This is a genomic window from Alcaligenes sp. SJTW-7, assembly GCF_047716895.1.
Taxonomy (GTDB): domain Bacteria; phylum Pseudomonadota; class Gammaproteobacteria; order Burkholderiales; family Burkholderiaceae_B; genus Alcaligenes; species Alcaligenes ammonioxydans.
Map to the genome: position 1 here is coordinate 2,081,310 of NZ_CP136682.1, position 22,070 is coordinate 2,103,379.

Genomic DNA, 22,070 nt, shown 5'->3' on the forward strand with positions numbered 1-22,070 from the left:
ATGGAACTCTCCTCCGTATTCGCCGATGTCAGCCGCAGCTTCCTGTTTGCATTGGCCACGCTCTTGCCCATGCTCAACCCGCCTGCGGCCGCTCCTATTTTTCTGACGCTGACCGAAGGCGCCAGCGTGCCCGATCGTGCCCGCCTGGCCAAAAAAGTGGCCGTCAACATCTTCATCATGCTGGCCATTGCGATGGTCGCTGGCAATATCGTGCTGAACTTTTTTGGCATTTCCCTGCCTATCATTCGCATTGGCGGGGGCCTGCTGGTGATCGGCACCGCATGGCGCCTGATCAATGCCTCGGACTTTGACGCGGCCCATGCCCAGAACATGGCCGAGTCCTATTCCTGGGAGCAGATTCGCTCCAAAGCCTTCTATCCACTGACTTTTCCCATGCTGTGCGGCCCTGGCTCGCTATCGGCGGCGCTCACGGTCGGCGCGACCTTGCACGACAACTCGGTCACCGGCACCATGAGCAAGCTCGCGGGGGCCTTACCGGCGATTGCCGCAGCCAGCGTCATCGTGTTTCTGGCCCTGCGCTTTGCCTCCCAGTTTTTATACAAACTGGGTAAAAATGGCACGGCTGTCGTGATGCGTCTATCCGCCTTCATCCTGTTGTGCCTGGGCGTGCAGATTACCTGGGCCGGTTTCCATGAACTTTTCCTGGGTTTGCTGCACGAAGCATCTACCTTCCATTCTTTAAATGCATCTTGATACCATGGCCGCCTCTTTCCGCCAGTCCGCTGCACCCTTTTATCTGATTGCCCTGCTCGCCTTCGCAGGTGTGGGTATCGCCCTGCTATCGCAGCACGTCTTTAGCATCCCGCCTTGCGCCTGGTGCGTACTGCAACGTCTGATTTTCATTGTGCTGGGTCTATGTAGCCTGGTGGCCGGCGTCCTGCGTCAGCTCGGCCATTCGGGCAGCTCCACCTTGTTCAGCCTGCTAGGGTTGGCGACGAGCGTGGGCGGTGTGCTGGCGGCCTGGTATCAGGTTTCGGTCGCACAGCATTTATTCAGCTGCGACCAGACCTTTGCGGACCGCTTCATCACCCAGTCCGGCCTGGAAAGCAGCCTGCCCTGGCTGTTTGGTATTTACGCCTCCTGCATGGATGCCCGTCAAGACCTGCTGGGCATTGAATATGCCTACTGGAGCCTGGGACTGTTTGTGCTATTGGGGCTGGGCTTGCTGCTGACCCTGCTCACGCGACGCCGTGCTTGATACAGCCAGCCCTCCTGAAAAGCCCTGCAGTCTTGCAGGGCTTTTTTTCAAAGCGCATTGCCCTTGACACAAGCACAGCAAAGCACAGCCCAGTTCAGCTCTACGCACCACGGCTACGGTGTCAATCGGCACATCGGGTGGATAACCGTAGCACTCCTATGAACGCGCAAAGTGCTGCGCTCGATTCCATACCCCTGTCAGAGCCTAGCAATCCCCAAAAGCGAAAACAGGCCTATTAGGGGCCCGTGACGCCAAGCACATGACACCAAGCCAAAGAAGCAGGCGCACTACTGGCGAACAAGAAAAATTTACATCACCCTACACGCAAGGCATCCGGAACAGGGAATAGAAAAAGCCCGCTTTAGAGCGGGCTTTTCTCCAACGAGCGGGCATCCGCTTAATCGGTCACATCCGGAACATCACGGCCACTTTTACGACCTTCCGCCAACAGATTCAAATATGCCTCATCCACATCGCCAGTTACGTAGTCGCCACTAAAGCAGGAAGACTCAAATCCAGCAAAGCGGGGATTCAGATCACGCAGTGATTGCTCCAGGTCGTGCAGGTCCTGATAGACCAGTCCGTCCACCCCAATTTCCTTGGCAACCTGGTCCACATCGCGACCAGTGGCGATCAGCTCAGAAACCGTAGGCATATCAATGCCGTAAACGTTCGGGAAGCGAACCGGTGGCGCGGCCGACGCAAAAAACACCTTGTTTGCACCCGCGGCACGGGCCATATCCACGATCTGACGGCTGGTTGTGCCACGCACGATGGAGTCATCCACCAACAGCACATTCTTGCCACGGAACTCCATGGGAATGGCGCTCAGTTTCTGACGCACCGACTTCTTGCGCACTTCCTGACCGGGCATGATGAAGGTACGGCCCACGTAACGGTTTTTGATAAACCCTTCGCGGTAGTTCAGGTTCAAGTGAGCCGCCAACTGCATGGCCGATGGACGGGCCGAGTCAGGGATAGGCATGACGACATCAATATCGGCCAGACGCAGGTTCTTGGCGACATTCTCGGCCAGGTACTCACCCATTAACAAGCGGGCGTCATAAACCGATACGCCGTCGACCGTGGAGTCAGGACGAGCAAAATACACGTATTCAAAGACACAGGGATTCAGGCGTGGGTTCTCGGCGCACTGACGGCTGCTGAGATTACCGTCCAGATCCACGATGATGGCCTCGCCGGGCTCCACATCACGGACGAGCTCGAAACCGCAACCCGTCAGGGCTACGGACTCGGAGGCGATCATCCATTCTTCACCCTTCGGGGTCACGTTGCGACCCAGGCACAAGGGACGAATCCCGTTCGGGTCACGAAAGGCAACCAGACCGAAGTTCGCGATTTGCGACACCACCGCATAGGCGCCCCGGGCACGACGATGCACGGCAGCCACGGCCTCAAACACTTCGTCCTGAGAGAGTTCAGGGCCGGTAGCGGCACGCTGCAACTCGTGCGCATACACATTCAGCAGAACCTCGGAGTCCGAGTTGGTGTTGATGTGGCGACGATCAATGGTGAACAGTTCTTCACGCAGCTCACGCCAATTGGTCAGATTGCCGTTATGCACAAAGCTCAGACCAAAGGGGGCGTTCACGTAAAAAGGTTGCGCCTCCTCCACGCTCTGGCTGGAGCCGGCCGTGGGGTAGCGCACATGGCCAATACCACTATTGCCGGGCAAGGAGCGCATGTTGCGAGTACGGAATACGTCCCGCACCAGGCCAAATGCCTTGTGCATGCTGAAGAACTGGTCGTGCCAGGTCGCCAGCCCCGCGGCATCCTGCCCACGGTGCTGCAGCAAGAGCAAACTGTCATAGATCAACTGATTTACAGGGCTGCGCGCAACAACCCCTACAACTCCACACATGATTGGTTCCCGTTAGTGTGTTCTCAATAAGGTAGCCATTCTGCCAAAGACGGCGGCAGCATGGCCTTAATCGACTGCACCGCGCGGATTGCAGGTTCAGCCAGCTTGGCCTGCTCCCACCACGGCTCTTTAGGTAAATCGGTATGCCCGGCCAGGATGACCAATATCAGCACCAGCAGCACGCCACGGGCCACGCCAAACAGGCCGCCCAAACCATGGTCGGCAGGCGTCAGCCCCGTTTGCTCGATCAAGCTGGCCAGCAGCATGTTCAACAGCCCCACCAGCAGCAAGACCATAAAAAAAACGGCTCCGTAAGCCAAAGCCGTACGTAATAAGCCGTTTTCTACCCAGACTTGTATCCAGCCTGATGTGCGTGGCCCCCACCAGATTGCGGCCATGAAAGCCAGCAAATAGGCGCTGAGCGAAAGCACTTCCTTGATCAATCCGCGTATCAGGCCCAGCAGGCCTGACACACCCACAATCCCAAGGACGATATAGTCGAAGCTGCTCACTTAGCCGAGATAAAACTGTTCTCGTAACCGAGCGAACGCAAGCGCGCCTGGGCCGCCTGAGCCGCTTCGCGCGTAGGGAATGGCCCCACGCGCAAACGATAGGTTGGTTTGCCACCGCTTTGCGCTGTCTCCACATAGGCATTGGTCACACCGGCCGATACCAGTTGATCACGGCGCGACTGGGCATCGTTCTGATTGGAGTAGGCGACAATCTGCAAAATGAAGTTGCCTTGTTGCGCGGCCGGTTTAGCGGCAGGCGCAGGCTTGTTGGGTACACGCCCCTCCAGCAGAGCCAAGGCATACGAACCATCATCCGTACGACCGTTTTGAGCCGGGGCGGGAGCTGGCTTGGGTTTTTCAACAGGCTTGGGTTTTTCCACGGGCTTGACGGGCTCTGGAGTGCTAGTCTCAGGCGCTGGTACAGCAGGCGTGCCAGTCTGGGCCGGATCGGTTTGCAAGCCGGGATCGACCACGGCCAGTCCACCATCGCTACTGGTAGCAGGGTCGGCGACCAAGGGTTCGTCGGGCTGCTCAATCACCGGGGTGGGCGTGTTTTCCTGCACCACCAGCTCGCCAGGGCGAGTCTGCGTCGTACCCTGCCCTGCGGGCTGAGTAATCGGGCCCAGCGCCAGCGACTGTTCCGGCTCGGGCGGAGTTTTGTCAGCAGTCAGCATGGGCACCAGCACCACCACGGCCAGCACCAGCGCCAGCGCACCGATCAGACGGCGACGAGCCCGTCCACGCAGTTCCGATAATTGTGAATCGCTGGAAGCACTGGAGCGGCGACCCGACGATGAGGAAGTATCGTTACGTGAAAATAAACCCATGAGCCCTAGACCTATGAAATAAGCAGTCTTGCCGATAATCAGGAAGATGTGCGCTCGTTTGCGGCTTCAAGAATCGGCCCTACTGTCGCAAACGAGCCAAACACGACAATTCTATCATTGTCACCGGCCTCTTTTAATGCCGCCTCGTAAGCGAGCCGGGGACTGTTGTAACTGGATACGACCGCTGACGCTTTACTGACCGAAGCACGCGCAACAGGGCGCACACCGGGTCGATGCCCGCTGCTTTCCGCTTCAGGTGCCAACACATCAGCAGGCATCTGATCGCTGGCCAGAACGGTACGCACATGCTCCGCCAACTCGTGACCCGACAGGCTGCGCGGCCCTTCCAGGCTGGCGCACATCCAGTGGTCAATACGGCTTGCCAGACGTGCGATGACGCCATCCACATCCTTGTCCTTGTACATACCCACAACGGCAATTGTCTTGGGGTAAGGAGGCATATTGTCCAGGTTCTGCGCCAGAGCGGCAGCAGCATGCGGATTATGCGCCACATCGAAAATGACACAAGGCTGACCTGGCTGAATCTGGAAACGTCCCGGCATATGCGCACGCAGCAAGCCCGCACGCACCGCCTGGGCAGGGACGGCCAAACGAGGATGCAAGGACTCCAGCGCCGCCAGGGCGGCAGATGCATTGAGCAGCTGATTGGCGCCACGCAGGGCCGGATAGGCCAAGGCAGCCCGTCGTTGACTACGCCCGCCATACGCCCATTGCTGGCGGTCGCCGGAGTAGTTGAAATCCTTGCCAAACAACCAGAGTTCGGCGCCAATCTCCTGGGCGTAATCCAGCATGGTCTGTGGTGGCACTGGATCGGCGCAAATGGCGGGACGACCGGGACGGAAAATATGGGCTTTTTCCCAAGCCACCTGCTCGCGGGTATTGCCCAGGTATTCTGCGTGATCAATATCAATGCTGGTAATGATCGAACAGTCGGCATCCACGATATTGACGGCGTCCAAACGCCCGCCCAGACCGACTTCCAGCACCGCCACGTCCACACGCTGCTCCTGGAACAGCATCAAGGCAGCCAGCGTGGAAAACTCAAAATAGGTGAGCGTCAGATCACCACGGGCTTCGTTGATACGAGCGAACTGCGCCGTGATCTGCGCGTCCTCCGCCATCTCGCCATTTAAGCGGATGCGCTCGTTATAACGCACCAGATGCGGGGAGGCGTACACCCCTACTTTGTAGGCCGCGGCCAGCAGAATCGCTTCCAGCATGGCACAGGTCGACCCTTTACCATTGGTACCACCCACGGTGATGACCACACCATCCAATTTGATGTTCAGACGTTGGGCAACCTCGCGAATCCGGCCCAGACCCAGGTCGATGGTCGACGGATGCAAGGTTTCCAAATAGGACAGCCAATCGCTTAGCGAAGAGTCGGCTTTCAGAACAGGATGAGTCATGGACAACACCAATTACAAAATAAAAACGGCAGGCGCTGATGATAGCACCTGCCGTGAGCCAATACGCCTTAACTATCAGGCGAATACTGGTATTACTTGCGACGTGTTGGCGGCAAGTCCGTGCACGTCCCTTCAGCGACGGCCGCAGCCTTGCTGACCGACTCGCACAAGGTGGGGTGCGGGTGAATGGATTTGGCCAGATCGACCGGGTCCACCCCCATTTCGATGGCCAGCACCAGCTCACCGATCAGCTCGCCTGCATTGGTACCGACAATGCCGCCACCCACGATACGGTGGGTTTCCGCATCGAACAGAACCTTGGTAAAGCCTTCATCGCGGTTGTTGGCAATGGCACGACCAGACGCAGCCCAGGGGAACACGCCCTTCTCGACCTTGATACCGTCTTTTTTCGCCTGATCTTCGGTCAGACCCACCCAGGCGATTTCCGGATCGGTGTAGGCCACCGAAGGAATCACACGAGCATCAAAGAAGGATTTCTCGCCGGCGATGACTTCAGCGGCCACGTGCGCTTCGTGCTCGGCCTTGTGTGCCAGCATGGGCTGCCCCACGATATCGCCAATGGCGTAGATATGTGGCACGTTGGTACGCTGTTGCTTGTCAACCGGAATGAAGCCACGGTCGGTGACGTGTACGCCCGCTTTCTCAGCACCAATTTTCTTGCCATTGGGCGAGCGGCCCACGGCTTGCAGAACCAGATCGTAACGCTGCGGCTCGGCTGGCGCATTCTTGCCTTCAAATGTCACCCAGATGCCATCGTCACGAGCTTCGGCAGCCACCGTGCTGGTTTCCAGCATCATGTGGTCGAAGCGGTGCTTGTTCATCTTCTCCCACACCTTGACCACGTCGCGGTCTGCGCCCGGCATCAGGCCAGTCTGCATTTCCACCACGTCCAGGCGTGCGCCCAGCGCCGAGTACACCGTACCCATTTCCAGACCGATGATGCCACCACCCACGATCAGCATGCGCTTGGGCACAGACTTCAGTTCCAGCGCGCCGGTGGAGTCCACTACGCGTGGATCGTCGGGCAGGAACGGCAGTTTTACCGACTGGCTACCGGCCGCAATAATGGCCGAAGCGAACTTGATCACTTTCTTGGTGCCGTCGTTGGCGGTCACTTCGATGTGATTGGGGTCCAGGAACTGGCCGTTACCGACCACAACCTGCACCTTGCGGCCCTTGGCCATACCGGCCAGACCACCGGTCAGCTTGCCGATCACCTTGTTCTTGTAGTCGCGCAGCGCGTCGATGTCGATTTGCGCTTCACCGAACTTGATGCCGTGTGTTGCCAGGGACTTGGCTTCCTCGTAGACCGCTACGGTATGCAGCAAGGCCTTGGAAGGAATACAACCCACGTTCAAACACACACCACCCAGGGTGCTGTAGCGTTCGACCAGAGCCACTTTCAGGCCCAGGTCAGCGGCACGGAAAGCCGCGTTGTAACCGCCCGGGCCCGCGCCCAGAACGACCACATCCACGGAATCATCCGCAGCACCCTGATGGCTAGCAGCCTGCGGAGCAGGTGCCGCGGCTGGAGCGGCAGCGGCTGGAGCCGCTGCTTTAGGTGTTTCCTGTGTGGCGGGTGCTGCAGCGGGGGCCGCCTGGCCCTCCGCTACTTCGATTTTGGCAATGGCCGACCCCTGGGAGACCTTGTCACCCACTTTGACCAGCAATTCCTTGATCACTCCTGCCTGCGCGGCAGGAATTTCCATGGAGGCCTTGTCGGACTCCACGGTGATCAGGCTTTGCTCGACTTCGACCGTATCACCGACCTGCACCAGCACTTCGATAACATCCACCTCGCCGGAGTCACCGATATCCGGGACCGTCAGATCAATCAGACTCATGACAACTCCTTACAATGCGATGCGACGGAAGTCAGCCAGCATCGTTGCCAGGAAGGCATTGAAACGGGCGGCAGAGGCACCATCAATAACACGGTGGTCGTAGGACAGGGACAGCGGCAACATCAAGCGTGGCTCGAACTCCTTGCCATTCCAGACTGGCTGTATGGAGGAGCGCGACAGACCCAGAATGGCCACTTCTGGCGCATTGATGATGGGTGTGAAGTCCGTGCCGCCAATACCGCCCAGCGAAGAAATGGTGAAGCAACCGCCCTGCATCTGAGCTGCGCTCAACTTGCCGTCACGGGCCGCGGCGGCCAGTTCGCCTGTTTCACGCGCGATATCCAGAATGCCTTTCTTGTCGGCATCACGGATGACAGGCACCACCAGACCGTTAGGCGTATCAGCGGCAAAGCCGATGTGGTAGTACTGCTTGAGCACCAGATTGTCGCCGTCCAGCGACGCATTGAACTCGGGGAATTTCTTCAGGGCAGCCACGGCAGCCTTGATGACGAAAGCCAGCATGGTGACGCGAGCGCCGGACTTCTTGTATTCCTCGTTCAGCTCTTTGCGCAACGCTTCCAGCGACGTGATGTCAGCCAGATCGTTATTGGTGACATGCGGAATCATGACCCAGTTGCGATGCAGGTTGGCACCCGAGATTTTCTTGATGCGCGACAGGGCTTGGGTTTCGACAGGACCAAATTTGGCAAAGTCCACCTTGGGCCAGGCCAACACGTCCAGACCACCGACCTGGGCAGCAGTACCGGCAGCGGTAACCGGAGCGGCACCGCCCGCCATGACCTGCTTGACAAAGCCGCGCACGTCGTCCGCCGTAATCCGGCCTTTGTCGCCGGAGCCATGGACCTTGGCCAGATCCACGCCCAGTTCGCGAGCGAACTTGCGAACGCTGGGCGACGCATGGGGAAGATTGCGCAAGGAGACTTCGGCATCCGCAAACGCTGCAGTAGGCGAAACACGCTCTGGGGCGGGAGCACCCGCACCCACCACCACCGAAGAGCTGGCAGCAGAAGCTGCTGCAGCGGGTGCCGCTTCGGCCTTGGGAGCGGGGGCGGCCTCGGCTTTGGCTGGCGCAGGCGCTGCGGCGTTACCTTGCACCGTCAACTCCAGGATGTCGCTGCCCTGGCTGACCTTGTCACCCAGCTTGACCTTGATGGCGGTCACCACGCCAGCGTGGGAAGACGGCACTTCCATGGAGGCCTTGTCCGACTCCACGGTAATCAGGCTTTGATCCACCTCAACGGTGTCACCCACCTGCACCATGATTTCAATGACGTCCACATCGCGAGCGTCGCCGATATCAGGAACCTGCACGGTCACTTGCTGCTCGCCACCGGCGGGAGCTGCCGCGGCAGCGGCAGGCGCCGCTTCAGCTTGAGCAGCAGGAGCAGCGTCGGCCTTGGCAGACTCAGCGGCAGGCGCGGCCTGCGCGCCTTCGGCGGCTTCCAGTTCCAGAACCAGACTGCCTTCCTTAACCTTGTCGCCCAGCTTGACCTTGATCGACTTGACCACGCCCGCGTCGGACGAGGGAATCTCCATGGAAGCCTTGTCGGACTCCACGGTAATCAGGCTTTGCTCGACCTCGATGGTCTCGCCTTCCTTGACCAGGATTTCGATCACTTCGACTGCGTCGTCAGCACCGATATCCGGGATTTTGACTTGAATGATATTGCTCATGGTTCAGTCCCTTATGCGTGCTGCGGGTTGGCCTTGGAAGGATTGATGCCGTACTTGGCAATGGCCTCGGACGCTTTGCTGAACGGAACCTTGCCCTCTTCAGCCAGTGCGCGCAACGCGGCCAACACCACAAAGTGACGGTCAACCTCAAAGTGCTCACGCAGCTTGAAGCGGTAGTCGGAACGACCGAAACCATCGGTACCCAGCACCTTGAAGGTACGATCTTTGGGCACGAAAGGACGAATCTGGTCGCCAAAAGCCTTGACGTAGTCGGTCGAGACCACGATGGGGCCATCGGTTTTGGCCAGTTGGGCCGTCACGTACGGTACGGGCAGGTCCTTGCCTTCAGGGTTGAGCAAAGCTTCACGCTCGCAGTCCAGACCATTGCGGCGCAATTCGGTAAAGCTGGTCACGCTCCACACATCAGAGCCAATGCCCCAGTCTTTTTCCAGCAGCTCTTGTGCTGCAATCACTTCACGCAAAATCGTGCCCGAACCCATCAGTTGAACGCGCAGCTTGGCGTCCTCAGCGACCGATTTGAATTTGTACATGCCACGCAGGATGCCTTCTTCGTCACCCTCGACCAGACCGGGCTGGGCGTAGTTCTCGTTCATCAAGGTGACGTAGTAGTACACGTCTTCCTGATCCTGAACCATGCGCTTCAGACCGTGCTGCATGATCACCGCCACTTCGTGCGCGAAGGTCGGGTCGTAAGACACGCAGTTGGGAATCAGCGAGGACTGAATATGGCTGTGGCCATCTTCGTGCTGCAGACCTTCGCCATTCAACGTGGTGCGACCGGCGGTACCGCCCAGCACGAAACCACGGGCTTTCATATCACCCGCTGCCCAGGCCAGATCGCCAAAGCGCTGGAAGCCGAACATCGAGTAGTAGATGAAGAACGGGATCATGATGCGGTTGTTATTGGAGTACGACGTGGCAGCCGCAATCCAGGAGCTGAATGCACCCTGCTCGTTAATCCCTTCCTGCAACAACTGACCATTGGCCGTTTCGCGGTAGTACATGACCTGATCTTTGTCGACCGGGGTGTACTTCTGGCCTTCCGGCGCATAAATGCCGATTTGACGGAACAGACCTTCCATACCAAAGGTACGCGATTCGTCAGCCAGGATGGGCACCGCACGCGGACCGACCTGCTTGTCGCGCAGCAAGGTATTCAGGAAACGGACAAATGCTTGCGTCGTGGAGATCTCACGGCCTTCGGCGGTGGGCTCCAGCATAGGTTTGAACGCCTCCAGGGTCGGCACGGTCAACTGTTCATCAGCCTTGGTGCGACGCTTGGGCAGGTAGCCGCCCAATGCCTTGCGACGAGCGTGCAAATACTGCATTTCAGGCGAGTCGTCAGCAGGCTTGAAGTACGGCAGTTCTTCGAGCTTGTCATCGGGTACCGGAATATTGAAACGGTCGCGGAACTCGCGCACAGCGTCCAGATCCAGGCTCTTTTGCTGGTGCGAAGGGTTCTTGGCCTGGCCAACGTGGCCCATGCCGTAGCCCTTGATCGTCTTGGCCAGAATAACGGTAGGCTGACCTTCGTGCTTGGTGGCAGCGTCAAACGCCGCATACACCTTGTGAGGATCATGACCGCCGCGGTTCAGGCGCCAGATGTCCTCATCGCTCATGCGGCTGACCATCTCCAGCAGCTTAGGATGCTTGCCAAAGAAGTGCTCACGAACATAGGCACCGTCGTTGGCTTTGTACGCCTGGTACTCGCCGTCCACGGTTTCTTCCATGACCTTGCGCAAGATGCCTTCCTTGTCGCGCGCCAGCAACGGGTCCCAGTAACCGCCCCAGATCAGCTTGAGCACGTTCCAGCCAGCGCCCCGGAAGGTTCCTTCCAGTTCCTGGATGATCTTGCCGTTGCCACGCACAGGGCCGTCCAGTCGCTGCAGGTTGCAGTTCACGATGAAAATCAGGTTGTCCAGCTTTTCACGGGCAGCCAGACCAATTGCACCCAGGGATTCAGGTTCGTCCATCTCGCCGTCGCCCAGGAACACCCAGACTTTACGGCCACTGGTATCGGCAATGCCGCGGGCATGCAGATACTTCAGGAAACGGGCCTGGTAAATGGCCATCAATGGGCCCAGACCCATGGATACCGTGGGGAACTGCCAGAATTCGGGCATCAACTTGGGATGCGGGTAAGACGGCAAGCCTTTGCCGTCCACTTCCTGACGGAAGTTGTTCAACTGATCTTCGCTAATCCGGCCTTCCATGAAAGCGCGGGCGTAGATACCGGGCGAGGAATGGCCCTGGAAAAACACCATGTCGCCGCCGTGATCTTCGGTCTCGGCGTGCCAGAAATGGTTCTGACCGCAACCAATCATGGTCGCCAAGGAGGCAAAGGACGCAATGTGACCGCCCAGACCACCCCCATCAGGAGGGGTTTCGCGGTTGGCACGCACCACCATGGCCATGGCGTTCCAGCGAATGTAGGAACGAATGCGCTCTTCCAGAGCGAGGTTGCCAGGGTGCGCAGGTTCCAGACCGGGAGGGATCGTGTTCACATACGCCGTGTTGGGCGAGAACGGAATATGGGCGCCGGAACGACGGGCCAGATCAATCAGCTTTTCAATAAGCTCGTGAGCGCGGGCCGGGCCTTCACGGTCCACCACCGCTTCCAGGGCGTCAAGCCACTCTTTTGTTTCTAGGGCCTGGTCTTGACTGACCTGAGCCGAACTATTGTCTTGGGTTGAGGACATATAGTGTCTCCATATATGTGGTAGTAGTCCGGTCTTGCTCGACGCTGAGCCGCCCATCTCCTGAGAAGTAAAGCGATCCTGACCGAAGCGGGTATTGCGGACTGTGAGCGTTCAAGGCGGGGTACGCCTGCACCAACCCATTCTAGGAAAGAACCTAGAAACGCTCAAGCAAAATTTCATTTTATGGTATGTGTTTTCATAATACGAAATATCACTAAAAAAAATAGCCCTACATTACAATTCAGCCATACTTCTTTTCGTGCAGTTATGGCCACTCATCCTAAAAAGTCTCTGATCCCTTCAACCTTCTACGATCAGGCCAAGCAGAACCGGCGTGGATTCTATTGGCTGACGCCGGTTGTCGTGCTGTTTCTTTACCTCTGTGTCATGGGGGTATTTCTCTGGCTGCAACGTCTGCAAAACGACAGCGTCATGTTTGTGACCATCGATCAGGAAACGCGCCAGCAGCGTTTGATGATGGTGATTCTGGCCCTGTCATTGGTCATTGTGGTCAGCCTGCTGGCCTTGTGGCGCTATACCCGCTTTCGCACCCACGCCGAGGCCGCCCAGACAGCCGAGACCGGGTTTCGACGCGCCATGGAAAATTCCATGTCCACGGGGATGCGCGTCTTTGACATGCAAGGCCGCATTGCCTATGTCAACCCTGCGTTTTGCAGAATGATTGGCTGGAACGAGGCCGATCTGGTCGGTCGCACCGCCCCTTTCCCCTACTGGTTGCCCGGTCGTCATCAGCAGCACCAGGAAACGCTGGATTTGCTCTTGTCCGGACGAACCCCCAGCAGCGGACTGGAAGTGGAAGCCCAGCGACGGGACGGATCGCGTTTTACCGCCCGCATGTACGTCTCGCCTTTGCGCGCCCCCAACGGAGAGCAGATCGGCTGGATGACTTCCATGACCGACATTACCGAACCCAAACGTATCCGTGAAGCCCTGACCGCCGCTCACGAACGCTTCATGACCGTACTGGAGGGTCTGGATGATGCCATTTCCGTGGTCGCCGATACCTCCGAGGGCCTGGAGCTGCTGTTTGCCAATCGCACTTATCGACGCTTCTTTGGCGCCCAGTCCAACGGCCATGCCGAACTGCTGGGAGGGCGTCTCGGTCGCTTCACGGACGAGACCGTGGAAATTTATTCTGAATCAGCGGCCCGCTGGTTCGAGGTCCACCATCGTATGCTGGCCTGGACCGATGGCCGCCGTGTGCGTTTGCAAGTGGCACGCGATATTACCGACCGACGCAAACACGAAGAGGCTTCGCGCATTCAACAGGAAAAAGTTCAGCTGACCAGCCGTCTGACCACGATGGGCGAGATGGCCTCCTCGCTGGCCCACGAATTGAATCAGCCGCTGACGGCCATCAACAACTACAGCATGGGCGCGGTTGCCATGCTCAAGTCAGGCCGCTACCAGCCCGAGACCTTGCTGGCTGCCTTGGAAAAAGCGGCCCAGCAGGCCGAACGGGCCGGCAAGATCATCAGCCGCATCCGCGAGTTCGTCAAACGCAGTGAGCCGCGTCGCACGCGCGTCAAAGTCATGCGCATTGTGGAAAATGCCGTGGGCTTTGCAGAAATTGACGCCCGCAAACGCCAGATCGAAATCGAACTGAGCATCCCCGATCCCGTTCCAGACGTCATTGCCGACCCCATTCTCATAGAACAGGTATTATTGAACCTGCTCAAAAATGGGATCGAAGCCATGGAACACAGCGAGCATCATGTGCTTCAATTGGTGATTACCCAACAAGAATCGCTTTTGGAGATGGCCGTCATCGACCGTGGTCATGGCCTGAAAGATCCCGAGCGCCTCTTTGAACCGTTTTACAGTACCAAGTCCGAAGGCCTTGGGATGGGCCTGAACATCTGCCGCACAATTATTGAATCGCATCACGGCCGCCTGTGGGCAGTCGGCAATCCCGAGGGTGGAACGATCTTTCGTTTCAGTCTACCTTGTGCAGCGCCCGATGTAGCGGACACCCTTGATAACAAACTGGAGATACCCGAATGACCAGCCCGCAAATGCCATGCACCATCTACGTAGTCGATGACGACGAAGCCGTACGGGACTCCTTGCGCTGGCTACTGGAAGCCAACGGCTACCGGGTCCGCTGCTTTGCATCGGGCGAAGAGTTTCTGGGTGCGTACGACCCGGCCCAGGTGGCCGTGCTGATCGTGGACGTGCGCATGCCCGGCATGAGCGGCCTGGAGCTCCAGGAAGCGCTGATTGCCCGCAAATCCACTATCCCGATCGTGTTCATTACCGGTCACGGTGATGTCCCCATGGCCGTGAGCACCATGAAGAAAGGCGCGGTCGACTTTCTGGAAAAACCCTTTAACGAAGCCGATCTGCGCACCATCGTAAGCCGCATGATTGAACAGGCTACCGCTCGCGCCTCGCAGGCGCAGGCGCAAAAAGATCAACAAGAAGTCCTGGGCCGCCTGACAGCGCGCGAGCAACAAGTGCTGGAGCGCATTGTTGCCGGTCGCCTGAACAAGCAAATTGCCGGGGACTTGAACATCAGCATTAAAACTGTCGAAGCGCATCGCGCCAATATCATGGAAAAACTGGAAGTCACTACGGTTGCCGACCTCATGAAAATCGCCCTCACCAAGTCCGAGGACGTGTAAATGAGTGCTCGTATTATTGATGGAAAAAAGCTGTCCACCGCCATCAAGGCGGACGTTGCAGAACGTGTTGCCAAACTCAAGCAGACTCACGGCATCCAGGCAGGCCTGACCGTGGTGCTGGTCGGGGAAGATCCCGCCTCGCAAGTCTATGTGCGCAACAAGGGCCTGGCATGTGAAGCCGCCGGCCTGAAGTCCGACATCATCCGCCTGCCTGCAGATACCAGCGAAACGGAACTGCTCGCACTGATTAAGCGCCTGAATCAGGACAGCTCGGTACACGGCATTTTGGTCCAGTTGCCCCTGCCCGCCCATCTGGACGAGCATAAAGTGATCGAAACCATTGCTCCCCACAAGGACGTGGACGGCTTTCACGTCAGCAACGCGGGCATGCTCATGACCGGCAAACCTCTGTTTGCTCCCTGCACGCCCTATGGCGTGATGAAAATGCTGGAGTCGGAACACGTGGCCTTGCGCGGTGCGGAAGCCGTCGTTGTTGGCGCCAGCAATATCGTGGGCAAACCCATGGCCATGCTCTTGCTGGCGGCGGGCGCTACGGTCACCCTGTGCAACTCCAAGACACGTGATCTGGCCGCTCAGACCCGCCGCGCCGATGTGCTGGTCGCGGCTGTAGGCCGCCCCGGCATCATTACCGGTGATATGGTCAAGCCCGGTGCCGTGGTGATCGACGTGGGCATCAACCGCGGTCCCGACGGCAAGCTGTGCGGTGACGTGGACTTTGCCAGTGCCAGCGAAGTGGCCTCGGCCATTACGCCCGTGCCCGGTGGCGTCGGCCCCATGACCATTGCCATGCTGCTGGTCAACACCTTGGAAGCGGCCGAACGCTCGGCCACCATCAGTCTTTAATTTATTCAACGGTTTATGACGACAAATCCCTTACTGGTTCCTATCGACAGCCTTATTGACTATCCCGCCATCCAGCCCGAACACATCGAGCAGGCGGTGGACCAACTTCTGGCCCTGGCCCGCCAAGCCGTAGAGACAGTCTCCAACGACGATAGCGAACCCAGCTGGGACAACATCGTCGAGCCCATCACGGATGCCACCGAGACCTTGTATCGCGCCTGGTCGGTAGCCGGTCACCTGAATTCGGTTATCAACACGCCTGAACTGCGGGCCGTCTACAACCAGTGCCTGCCGCGCATGAGCGAGTTCTCGACCTGGGTGGGCTTGAACCGACCTTTATTTCTACGCTATCAGGCCCTGGCAGACAGCCCGGCCTTTGCGGCCCTGACACCTCAGCGCCAACGCATCATTACCCTGGCCCTGCGCGATTTCCGCCTGAGCGGCGTACAACTGGAAGGTCAGGCTCGTGAGGACTACGCCCGCATTTCCGAGGAACTGGCGCAAACCTCGCAGCAGTTCTCCGAGCACGTACTGGATGCCATTGATCAGTGGCATTACCTGGTCACCGATCAGGCTGAGCTGGACGGCATCCCGGACGATGTGCTGGCCGCAGCCCAACGCGCCGCTCAAGAGAACGATCAGCAAGGCTGGCGTCTGACACTGAAAATGCCGTGTTACCTGCCCGTCATGCAGTACGCCCGCAATCAGGCCTTGCGCGAGCGGATGTACCGGGCCTACACCACCATTGCCTCCGATCAGGGGGATGCGCAATTCGATAACTCCCAGGCCATCGAAACCCTGCTGAGGCTGCGTGCTCAGGAAGCCAGCCTGCTCGGTTTTGCCAGCTACGCCCATATGCGTCTGGAAACCCGCATGGCCGACACTCCCGAACAGGTGATGGGCTTTTTGCGCGACCTGGCGGCCAAAGCACGCCCCTACGCGCGTCAAGATCTGGACGAGTTGCAGGCCTTTGCCCAGAAAGAGCTGGGTCTGGACAATCTGCAAGCCTGGGATGTCCCCTTTTGCTCTGAGCGCCTGCGTGAACAGCGCTACGCCTACTCGGAAGATGAGGTCAAACAGTACTTTACCGAGCCTGCTGTTCTCAACGGCCTGTTCAAGGTCATTCAGCGCCTGTTTGATGTGACCTTGCGCGCCAGCGACGTCCCCGTATGGCATCCTGCCGTGCGTCCATTTGAAGTTCTTGCCTCGGATGGCAAAACCTTGGGCTACCTGTATATGGACCTGCACGCCCGTCAAGGCAAACAAGGGGGGGCCTGGGTCGATAGCGAACGCAGTCGCCGCCGCCTGGGTGAGCAACTGTGTCTGCCGATCGCCTATCTGGTGTGCAATTTTGCCGAACCCCAGGCAGGTCGCCCGGCCCTGCTGACGCATGATGATGTAATCACCCTGTTTCACGAGTCGGGCCACGCCTTGCATGCCTTGCTCTCACGCGTGGACGATCCAGCAGCGTCGGCCTTCTCCGCCGTGGAATGGGACGCCATCGAACTGCCTTCGCAGTTTATGGAAAACTTTTGTTGGGAGTGGCCTGTCGTCCAGATGCTGACCGCCCACGTGGAAACGGGCGAGCATCTGCCGCGCGCGCTCTACAACAAGCTCAATCAAGCCCGCAACTTCCAAAGCGGCATGCAAATGGTGCGTCAGCTCGAGTTTTCCCTGTTCGACATGTTGATCCATTCGCGCGACAGCGGTCTGGACATCGATGCCGTCATGGAGATTCTGGATCAGGTACGTCAGGAAGTGGCCGTGCTGTTTCCGCCAGAGTGGCACCGCTTCCCGCATCAGTTCTCGCACTTGTTTGCGGGTGGCTATGGCGCGGGTTACTACAGTTACAAATGGGCCGAAGTCCTGTCTGCCGATGCCTACTCGGCCTTTGAGGAAAAAGCCTATACCCATTCGGATGGGGCGCGTGATACCCTCGATAGCAATACCGGCCATCGCTTCTGGCGCGAGATTTTGTCCGTGGGGGGCGAGCGTCCCGCTGCCGACTCCTTCCGTGCTTTCCGAGGTCGAGACCCTTCCATCACCGCCCTGCTCCGTCACAGCGGGCTCACACCCGAGCCCGCCTAAACCCAGAGGACGCTCATGACAGCCAGCCGGATGCGGCCCAGCCCAGTAAACCCCATTCTTGTCTTGTTTAAGCAATATGGTCTGACACTGGCGCTGAGCTTGCTCCTGCTTGGCAGCGCGACTGCTGCCAATCTGCATCCCGTACGGGGCTTCCTGCCCGATCTGCGCTTTTCCCTACAAGCCGCTGGTCCCAAAACACTCACTCAGGATGACTTCAAAGATAAAGTCGTCATGATGTTTTTTGGTTATGCCAGTTGCCCCGATGTCTGTCCCACTACCCTGGCCCAGTTAGGTGCCGTCATGGACGCTCTGGGAGACAAGGCTGAGCAGGTGCGCATCCTATTTGTCAGCGTGGACCCGCACCGCGACACCCCGGATGCACTGGCCCGCTACGTGGCCGCCTTTGATGGCAAGCACACGACGGGACTGACCGGTTCAGAAAAGCAGATTGCAGACCTCGCCCGGCGTTATCGGGTGGCATACCAGATCGAAAAACCAGACCCCAAGGCGCCGGAGAACTACGAAGTCTCGCACAGCCGTGGCGTATATATCTTCGATCAGCAAGGCAGGGCGCGCTATCTGGCACCGGATACGGAGTCGGTACAGGTTCTGGCAGAGGGTGTGCGAAGTCTGCTACCTTGAAAAAGCCCCCTTCAAGAGGGGGCTTCGTCTTTCTGGCGATTCCACTACGGGCACGACCTGGTGAACAAACGCAGACATGCCCACGCTCTCTGCCTGACAGGCCGGCAAACCACTGCTGGCCGACCCGCCAACCCCTGAGTTATTGGCCTCGCAACGCAGACTGTGCCTGGCGCAAGGCTGTACGCAAGCCCTCTTCCAGTACGGGATGATAGAAAGGCATGGCCAGCATCTGGTCCAGCGTCAGCCCCATCTGCAATGACCAGGCTAATAAATGGGCAATATGCTCTGCTTGAGGCCCCACCATCTCAGCCCCAAGAAATGCCCCGTCCTGGTCTGCATACACATGCAGCAAGCCACGGTTGACCAGCATGACCCGCGCCCGTCCCTGATTACCAAAGTTCACACTACCGGTCACGGCCCCTTGCGGAAGTGATTTAAAGGGAGTCCCCACCACGGCCACCTGCGGATCGCTGAATACGACCGCCATACGGGCCCGGCGAGCCATCGGCTCGTCCTGCCCCTCGCTCAGGGCCTGCAAAGCCGCCAGGCGACCATCGTCAGCCGCTTCATGCAGGATAGGTGCACGCTGGTTGACATCACCCGCAAGGTAAATAGAGGTTCCTTTGATCTGCAGGCTGGTCATGTCATAGACCACCCGGCCTTTGTCGTCCCATTGCGCAGGCGTATTTTCCAGGCCCAGATCATCCAGTTGAGGACGGCGGCCGGCCGCTCCCAATACATAATCATAATCTTCGACACGTTCCTGACCGTCCACCTTCAGATGCACCCGTGCCTTGCCATTGACCACTTCGCTACCCAGCACGGTCACGTCCGCGCGGATATCGAGCTCCTGACTGAAAATAGCCCGCCCAGCCTCGCGCACTGTCGGATCGGACAGTCCCGCCAGACTCTGACTGCGGTTGATGATCGATACCTTAACGCCCAGCCGAGCCAGAGCCTGCCCCAGCTCCAATCCGATCACGCCCGTCCCTACTACCAGCACACTGCGCGGCAAATCAGTCCAATCAAAAACGTCCTCGTTACTGATCAGCAAGGCGCCCAAAGGCTCCAGCTCTTTCGGGCGCACTGGCGTGGAACCCGTAGCGACAATCACACTCCCTGCCGTGATGCGGGTGTGCTCATCCACCTGCAGCACGTGCTCCGACAAGAAACGGGCGTGGCCGCGTATCTTGTCCTTCTCATCAAAGCCGTTCACATCCTCCACTACAAAACCCACAAAACGGTCACGCTCGCGACGCACGCGATCCATTACCTCTTTTCCATCGATACGGATTGCGCCATCCACATGAACCCCAAAAGGCGCGGTGTGACGAGCATGATGGGCGGCATCCGCAGCCGCAATCAGCAGTTTGGAGGGCATGCAGCCAACCCGGGCACACATCGTGCCATACGGGCCAGACTCGATCATCAGCACTCGTTTACCAGATCGTTTAGCCGTACGATACGCTGTCATGCCCGCTGTTCCCGCTCCGATCACGGCAACATCACACTGAATTTCCTTCATAAACCGCTCCTTGAGTGTGTAACAAGGCTATCAGGGGCCAGATGACCGGTCTGACAGCCCGTTCTACAATGTGCAGAATTGAACCGTTTAATCATAACGCAGTCCTTTTGCACTGCCAGAGGAAAGCCCATGCTGATTAGTGAAGCGGCCCGCGTCACCGGCCTGACACCCAAGATGATCCGGCACTATGAGGATCTGGGCCTGGTAAATAGTGTCCGTGCTCCGAACGGCTATCGTATCTATCAGGCTCAGGACCTGGACACCTTGCACTTTATCGTCCGCGCCAAAGAACTGGGTTTTAATCTGGCCGATATTCAACAACTGACCAGTCTATGGCGCAATCAGCAGCGCCCCAGCTCTGAGGTCAAGCAGTTGGCTCAAGCCCATATTCAGGACCTGGAAAGCCGGGCGGCCTTGCTGCTGGATATGGCTGCCAAACTGCGTGTCCTGGCCGAGCAATGTCAGGGCGACCAGCATCCCGACTGTCCGATCCTGGATGGGCTGGAGGGCGGCTGTTGTCACCCGAGTACGCCAGATAAGACTGCCGTGCCGCCCCGAAGTAATCGTGCATCCGCTGCAGGCCCGCTTTGAGACATCGGCCCCGGCGGGTGGTAAGCGGCTTCCCCCAAGCCGATCTACGCCGCTGAAAAAGCGCGGACTCTGACCGCTTGTGCCGACTTGCCACCTTCACCCGCACAAACACAAAAAAGCCTGAGCTCAAGGAGAGCTCAGGCTTTTTGCTTCTTGTGTCTTGGATGGGCTGCTCAGCCGCACCGACTTCGGGCTCAGGCCGCGCGCCACTCCGTCACAAACTGCTGCGGCTCGGGACGTTGCGCAGGACCTAGCGTGTGAATGGGCGTACCCACCGACACAAAGCCCAGGAACTGATAATCCAGGGAGTCAAAGCCCAAGGCTTCAGGAACTTCCTCACCGTAGGTCCCCAGGCCCGTGCTCCAGAACGCTCCAAAACCCAGTTGGTGAGCCGCATGCAGCATATTGCTAACCGCAGCACCCGTTGCCAGAACACGCTCCAGCTCAGGAATTTTTTCCTCGCCATGATCGATGTGGCTAGCCACGGCAATCAGCAAAGGGACTTTTGCCAACCAGGCACGTACGCTGGCCGCCTTCTGCTCGGTCAAGGGTGTGCCCGCGCGTTCGTTAGCCGCAATCGCCAACTCGCCCAAAGCCTGTACATTTTCACCACGAATCAGGCAAAAGCGCCAGGGCTGCAAACGGCCATGATCGGGAGCGCAAACGGCAGCGCGCAAAATCAGGTCTAACTCCTGTTCGCTCGGGCCGGGGCCTTGCACCAGCTTGATGGAACGTCGGGACAACAAGGAATCAATGGTACTCATAGTGCTTCCAGAATCAGTAAAGAATGCCCTGCCCGGCTGGCAGGGCTCGGTCAGGCGTGAGCAGGAGCGCCCGCTTGTACCAGCAAGGCTTTCATGTCGCGCACGGCTTTTTCCCAACCATCAAAGACAGCCTGCGCAACAATGGCGTGACCAATATTGAGCTCAGCCAGACCTGGTAACGCCGCGATGGCCTGGACATTGCCGTAATGCAGGCCATGACCCGCATTCACACGCAAACCTTGCGAGACGCCTTGCGCGATACCCGCACGAATGCGTTCCAGCTCGCTGGCAGCCTGCTCGGGCGTTTGAGCATCCGCATAGGCGCCGGTATGCAGCTCGATCACCGTGGCGCCCACTTGACTGGCAGCACGAATTTGCGCGGGATCAGCGTCAATGAAAAGCGAAACACGGATGCCCGCAGCCTGCAACTGCTCAACCGCTGCCCTGACCTGATCCAGATGCCCCAGTACATCCAGCCCCCCTTCGGTGGTCAGTTCGGCTCGGTGCTCGGGAACCAGGCAGACATCATCCGGCTTGATACGGCAAGCGATGTCCAGCATTTCGGTAGTGATGGCGCACTCCAGATTCATCCGGGTGCGCAACACAGGGCGCAGGGCCTCGACATCGGCATCCTGAATATGACGCCGATCTTCACGCAGGTGTAAGGTAATCAGGTCCGCTCCGGCTTCTTCTGCTCGCAAAGCGGCCTGAATAGGATCAGGGTAGGTGGTCAGACGCTGCTGGCGCAGCGTTGCCACATGATCGATATTGACGCCCAGTTCTAACATTCCCCAAGGACCT

At 58.5% G+C, this 22,070-nt stretch carries 18 protein-coding genes; 8 read left to right on the plus strand and 10 right to left on the minus strand.

Going from position 1 to position 22,070, the window contains the following annotated elements; genetic code table 11:
- Together RSQ48_RS09335 and RSQ48_RS09340 are read left to right on the plus strand one after the other, a co-directional pair.
- Positions 1-714: a MarC family protein gene (locus RSQ48_RS09335; protein ID WP_003799729.1), complete on the plus strand. Its 714-nt coding sequence runs from the start codon at positions 1-3 to the stop codon at positions 712-714.
- Between the two features lie 4 nt (positions 715-718).
- Complete coding sequence (locus tag RSQ48_RS09340) at positions 719-1,219, plus strand: disulfide bond formation protein B (RefSeq protein ID WP_100214794.1); 501 nt, start codon at positions 719-721, stop codon at positions 1,217-1,219.
- Positions 1,220-1,616: 397 nt separating this feature from the next.
- On the opposite strand, the gene purF is transcribed toward RSQ48_RS09340, so the two are convergent.
- The 7 genes from purF to aceE all read right to left on the minus strand — a co-directional run bounded on the left by purF (position 1,617) and on the right by aceE (position 12,150).
- Positions 1,617-3,101, minus strand: a complete 1,485-nt coding sequence (gene purF, locus RSQ48_RS09345; RefSeq protein ID WP_059317595.1) for an amidophosphoribosyltransferase — start codon at positions 3,099-3,101, stop codon at positions 1,617-1,619.
- Positions 3,102-3,124: 23 nt separating this feature from the next.
- A complete protein-coding gene (locus RSQ48_RS09350) occupies positions 3,125-3,613 on the minus strand; it encodes a CvpA family protein (RefSeq protein ID WP_003799724.1) in 489 nt (162 codons plus the stop codon).
- Positions 3,610-4,440: an SPOR domain-containing protein gene (locus tag RSQ48_RS09355; protein WP_415301719.1), complete on the minus strand. Its 831-nt coding sequence runs from the start codon at positions 4,438-4,440 to the stop codon at positions 3,610-3,612. The genes RSQ48_RS09350 and RSQ48_RS09355 overlap by 4 nt, the downstream gene beginning before the upstream one ends.
- 38 nt (positions 4,441-4,478) lie before the next feature.
- Positions 4,479-5,876 (minus strand): bifunctional tetrahydrofolate synthase/dihydrofolate synthase, encoded by a 1,398-nt coding sequence (folC, locus tag RSQ48_RS09360; RefSeq protein ID WP_415301720.1) that lies wholly within the window; start codon positions 5,874-5,876, stop codon positions 4,479-4,481.
- Positions 5,877-5,962: 86 nt separating this feature from the next.
- Positions 5,963-7,735: a dihydrolipoyl dehydrogenase gene (lpdA, locus tag RSQ48_RS09365; RefSeq protein WP_059317594.1), complete on the minus strand. Its 1,773-nt coding sequence runs from the start codon at positions 7,733-7,735 to the stop codon at positions 5,963-5,965.
- Positions 7,736-7,744: 9 nt separating this feature from the next.
- Positions 7,745-9,430, minus strand: coding sequence for a dihydrolipoyllysine-residue acetyltransferase (gene aceF / locus RSQ48_RS09370; protein ID WP_059317593.1), 1,686 nt, complete (start codon positions 9,428-9,430; stop codon positions 7,745-7,747).
- A gap of 11 nt (positions 9,431-9,441) precedes the next feature.
- Positions 9,442-12,150 (minus strand): pyruvate dehydrogenase (acetyl-transferring), homodimeric type, encoded by a 2,709-nt coding sequence (gene aceE / locus RSQ48_RS09375; protein WP_003799716.1) that lies wholly within the window; start codon positions 12,148-12,150, stop codon positions 9,442-9,444.
- A gap of 267 nt (positions 12,151-12,417) precedes the next feature.
- On the opposite strand from aceE, the gene RSQ48_RS09380 reads away from it, so the two are divergent.
- Genes RSQ48_RS09380 through RSQ48_RS09400 form a run of 5 tightly spaced genes read left to right on the plus strand, consistent with a single transcriptional unit; the run spans position 12,418 to position 18,389 of the window.
- Complete coding sequence (locus RSQ48_RS09380) at positions 12,418-14,175, plus strand: PAS domain-containing sensor histidine kinase (RefSeq protein WP_003799713.1); 1,758 nt, start codon at positions 12,418-12,420, stop codon at positions 14,173-14,175.
- Positions 14,172-14,795, plus strand: a complete 624-nt coding sequence (locus RSQ48_RS09385; protein WP_003799711.1) for a response regulator transcription factor — start codon at positions 14,172-14,174, stop codon at positions 14,793-14,795. Before RSQ48_RS09380 ends, RSQ48_RS09385 begins: the two co-directional genes overlap by 4 nt.
- Positions 14,796-15,659, plus strand: a complete 864-nt coding sequence (gene folD / locus RSQ48_RS09390; protein ID WP_059317592.1) for a bifunctional methylenetetrahydrofolate dehydrogenase/methenyltetrahydrofolate cyclohydrolase FolD — start codon at positions 14,796-14,798, stop codon at positions 15,657-15,659. It abuts the gene before it with no gap.
- Between the two features lie 15 nt (positions 15,660-15,674).
- Positions 15,675-17,747 (plus strand): M3 family metallopeptidase, encoded by a 2,073-nt coding sequence (locus RSQ48_RS09395; protein WP_059317591.1) that lies wholly within the window; start codon positions 15,675-15,677, stop codon positions 17,745-17,747.
- Positions 17,748-17,777: 30 nt separating this feature from the next.
- Positions 17,778-18,389 carry an SCO family protein gene (locus tag RSQ48_RS09400; protein WP_161937125.1) on the plus strand — a complete coding sequence of 204 codons (612 nt, stop codon included), beginning with the start codon at positions 17,778-17,780 and terminating at the stop codon, positions 18,387-18,389.
- A 139-nt stretch (positions 18,390-18,528) separates the two neighbouring features.
- Here RSQ48_RS09400 and RSQ48_RS09405 read toward each other — a convergent pair whose 3' ends face one another.
- A complete protein-coding gene (locus tag RSQ48_RS09405) occupies positions 18,529-19,914 on the minus strand; it encodes a dihydrolipoyl dehydrogenase (RefSeq protein WP_415301721.1) in 1,386 nt (461 codons plus the stop codon).
- 129 nt (positions 19,915-20,043) lie between these two features.
- On the opposite strand from RSQ48_RS09405, the gene RSQ48_RS09410 reads away from it, so the two are divergent.
- Positions 20,044-20,505 (plus strand): MerR family DNA-binding protein, encoded by a 462-nt coding sequence (locus tag RSQ48_RS09410; RefSeq protein ID WP_059317588.1) that lies wholly within the window; start codon positions 20,044-20,046, stop codon positions 20,503-20,505.
- A 194-nt stretch (positions 20,506-20,699) separates the two neighbouring features.
- Here the strand turns inward: RSQ48_RS09410 and RSQ48_RS09415 are convergent, their stop codons facing one another.
- Both RSQ48_RS09415 and pdxJ read right to left on the minus strand, forming a co-directional pair.
- Entirely contained in the window at positions 20,700-21,269 is a 570-nt protein-coding gene (locus tag RSQ48_RS09415; RefSeq protein ID WP_059317587.1) for a nitroreductase, read from the minus strand.
- A 50-nt stretch (positions 21,270-21,319) separates the two neighbouring features.
- Positions 21,320-22,057: a pyridoxine 5'-phosphate synthase gene (pdxJ, locus tag RSQ48_RS09420; RefSeq protein ID WP_003799697.1), complete on the minus strand. Its 738-nt coding sequence runs from the start codon at positions 22,055-22,057 to the stop codon at positions 21,320-21,322.
- Between the last annotated feature and the right edge of the window lie 13 nt (positions 22,058-22,070).

Coding starts and splice junctions, on each gene's coding strand:
- RSQ48_RS09405 (WP_415301721.1), bottom strand. CDS start 19,914: ATGAAGGAAATTCAGTGTGATGTTGCCGTGATCGGAGCGGGAACAGCG.
- RSQ48_RS09335 (WP_003799729.1), top strand. CDS start 1: ATGGAACTCTCCTCCGTATTCGCCGATGTCAGCCGCAGCTTCCTGTTT.
- RSQ48_RS09385 (WP_003799711.1), top strand. CDS start 14,172: ATGACCAGCCCGCAAATGCCATGCACCATCTACGTAGTCGATGACGAC.
- purF (WP_059317595.1), bottom strand. CDS start 3,101: ATGTGTGGAGTTGTAGGGGTTGTTGCGCGCAGCCCTGTAAATCAGTTG.
- pdxJ (WP_003799697.1), bottom strand. CDS start 22,057: ATGTTAGAACTGGGCGTCAATATCGATCATGTGGCAACGCTGCGCCAG.
- RSQ48_RS09415 (WP_059317587.1), bottom strand. CDS start 21,269: ATGAGTACCATTGATTCCTTGTTGTCCCGACGTTCCATCAAGCTGGTG.
- RSQ48_RS09355 (WP_415301719.1), bottom strand. CDS start 4,440: ATGGGTTTATTTTCACGTAACGATACTTCCTCATCGTCGGGTCGCCGC.
- aceE (WP_003799716.1), bottom strand. CDS start 12,150: ATGTCCTCAACCCAAGACAATAGTTCGGCTCAGGTCAGTCAAGACCAG.
- RSQ48_RS09380 (WP_003799713.1), top strand. CDS start 12,418: ATGGCCACTCATCCTAAAAAGTCTCTGATCCCTTCAACCTTCTACGAT.
- lpdA (WP_059317594.1), bottom strand. CDS start 7,735: ATGAGTCTGATTGATCTGACGGTCCCGGATATCGGTGACTCCGGCGAG.
- folD (WP_059317592.1), top strand. CDS start 14,796: ATGAGTGCTCGTATTATTGATGGAAAAAAGCTGTCCACCGCCATCAAG.
- RSQ48_RS09410 (WP_059317588.1), top strand. CDS start 20,044: ATGCTGATTAGTGAAGCGGCCCGCGTCACCGGCCTGACACCCAAGATG.
- RSQ48_RS09395 (WP_059317591.1), top strand. CDS start 15,675: ATGACGACAAATCCCTTACTGGTTCCTATCGACAGCCTTATTGACTAT.
- RSQ48_RS09340 (WP_100214794.1), top strand. CDS start 719: ATGGCCGCCTCTTTCCGCCAGTCCGCTGCACCCTTTTATCTGATTGCC.
- RSQ48_RS09400 (WP_161937125.1), top strand. CDS start 17,778: ATGCGGCCCAGCCCAGTAAACCCCATTCTTGTCTTGTTTAAGCAATAT.
- aceF (WP_059317593.1), bottom strand. CDS start 9,430: ATGAGCAATATCATTCAAGTCAAAATCCCGGATATCGGTGCTGACGAC.